At 71.8% G+C, this 1,688-nt stretch carries 1 protein-coding gene and 1 pseudogene; one reads left to right on the forward strand and one right to left on the reverse strand.

Annotated features, from left to right (window positions below):
- On the forward strand, positions 1-982 hold a 982-nt coding region (locus tag L2I40_RS22805; RefSeq protein ID WP_237217650.1), incomplete at its 5' end, for a formate dehydrogenase subunit gamma.
- Positions 983-988: 6 nt separating this feature from the next.
- Here L2I40_RS22805 and L2I40_RS22810 read toward each other — a convergent pair.
- A pseudogene (locus tag L2I40_RS22810) lies at positions 989-1,688 on the reverse strand (AsmA-like C-terminal region-containing protein); the annotation flags it as partial.

The raw sequence follows: 1,688 nt of genomic DNA on the forward strand, positions 1-1,688 counted from the left end.
CGTGACGGAGCCCGCGGCGCGCACGCCTGCGCCTACCTTGCCGGCGGCCCTGCCCTTCGCCGCCCGCGCGCGCGAGACGGCGGACGAGCTCGAGTTGCGCCACGCGCTGCGCGGCGGCGTGATCGGCGGCGCGGTGTCCATCCCGAACCAGTCGGCGGGCATCCTGATCCAGCCCGACGGGCGCGAATGGCGGCAGTTCCGCAACCGCGTGCTGACCATCGGCGGCCTCGTTGCGCTGCTGCTCGTCGTGCTCGCGCTCGCCGCCTTCTACCTGATGAAGGGGACGAAGCGCCTCGAGCACGGGCGGTCGGGCCGCAAGGTCGCGCGCTACACACTGGTGGAGCGCGTGAACCACTGGATGGTCGCGGCGAGCTTCGTCGTGCTCGCGCTGACGGGGCTCAACATCATCTGGGGCGCCTATGTGCTGCGCCCGCTGATCGGACCTTCGGCCTTCACGGCCGTGACCTTCTATGGCCAGGCGGTGCACCAGTTCGTGGCCTTCGCCTTCATGGTCGGGCTGCTCGTGATGATCGTCCACTGGTTCCGGCCGAACCTGCCGGCGCGCGTGGACCTGGCCTGGATCAGGGCGGGCGGGCCCTTCGCCAGGGGACATCCGCCAGCGGGCAAGTTCAACGCGGCGCAGAAGGCGCTCTACTTCGCCTCGATGATCGGCGGCATCGCGGTTGCCGTCTCCGGCATCCTGCTGATGGCGCCGCACCTCCTGGACGACGTGGTCCTGCAGCAATGGGCGCACATCGTGCACGGCCTCGTCGCCTTCGGCATGATCGCGCTCATCATCGGTCATGCCTACATCGGCTCGGTCGGCCAGGAAGGCGCCTTCGAGGCGATGCGCGACGGCGAGGTGGACTACAACTGGGCGCGCGAGCACCACAGCCTGTGGCTCGAGGAGGAGCTTGCGAAGGCGCGAAGCACGGTGGCGCCGGAGGCGCCTGCCTCCGCGCGCCCCGCCGGCGCCGACTGAACGGCTCTATTGCGCGGGCTGCTGGCCGAGCCCGAACAGCCCGCGCAGGAAGCCGGGGGTGAGCGCCGCAAGCGGGTTCACGCTTACCTGCGGGTCGTCCAATGCGCCCTGGAGGCGGAATGTCGCGGCGAAGACGCCGCCGCCGGCCTCGGGCGAGAAGAGGCGGCCCAGGATCGGGATGTTCCCGAGCAGGGAGTTGAAGATGTAGGCCGGCACGATCGTGCCCTCCATCGCGACACGCTGGCGCCGGCGGTCGAGCGTGCCCCGCGCGGTGAGCCCAAGCGAGGCCGAGAAGGCGCGTGCATCCTCGAGCGTGAGCGCCTCGGGCGACAGCGTGAAGGGGGCGACGAGCCGGGCGAAGTTCAGCCCGGGGCCGGACACCGCCTCCACCAGGCCGTACAGCGTCATGGCCTGCAGCAGCTTGGCGAAGGCCGGCGCGTTGTGCACGACGAAGTCGCTCATCTCCGCCGTGCCCGAAAGCGGCGCGCCGCGGCCGTTATGCGCGTAGCTCGCGGTGACGTTCAGCCGCCCGCCCTCAAGATGGCGCAGTACGTCGAAGGCGTGCAGCAGCGCGCCGGCATCCTCCGCGACCAGGCGCAGCGTGCGGCCCGCGCCTTCCGGCGCGATGGTCGCCTCGAAGGGGCCGCGCGGCCCGGCGCGGCCGCGCAGGCGGCCGTCCAGCAGCACGCCGCGGCCGTCCATCAGG

This window comes from Falsiroseomonas oryziterrae, assembly GCF_021864505.1.
Lineage (GTDB): Bacteria > Pseudomonadota > Alphaproteobacteria > Acetobacterales > Acetobacteraceae > Falsiroseomonas > Falsiroseomonas oryziterrae.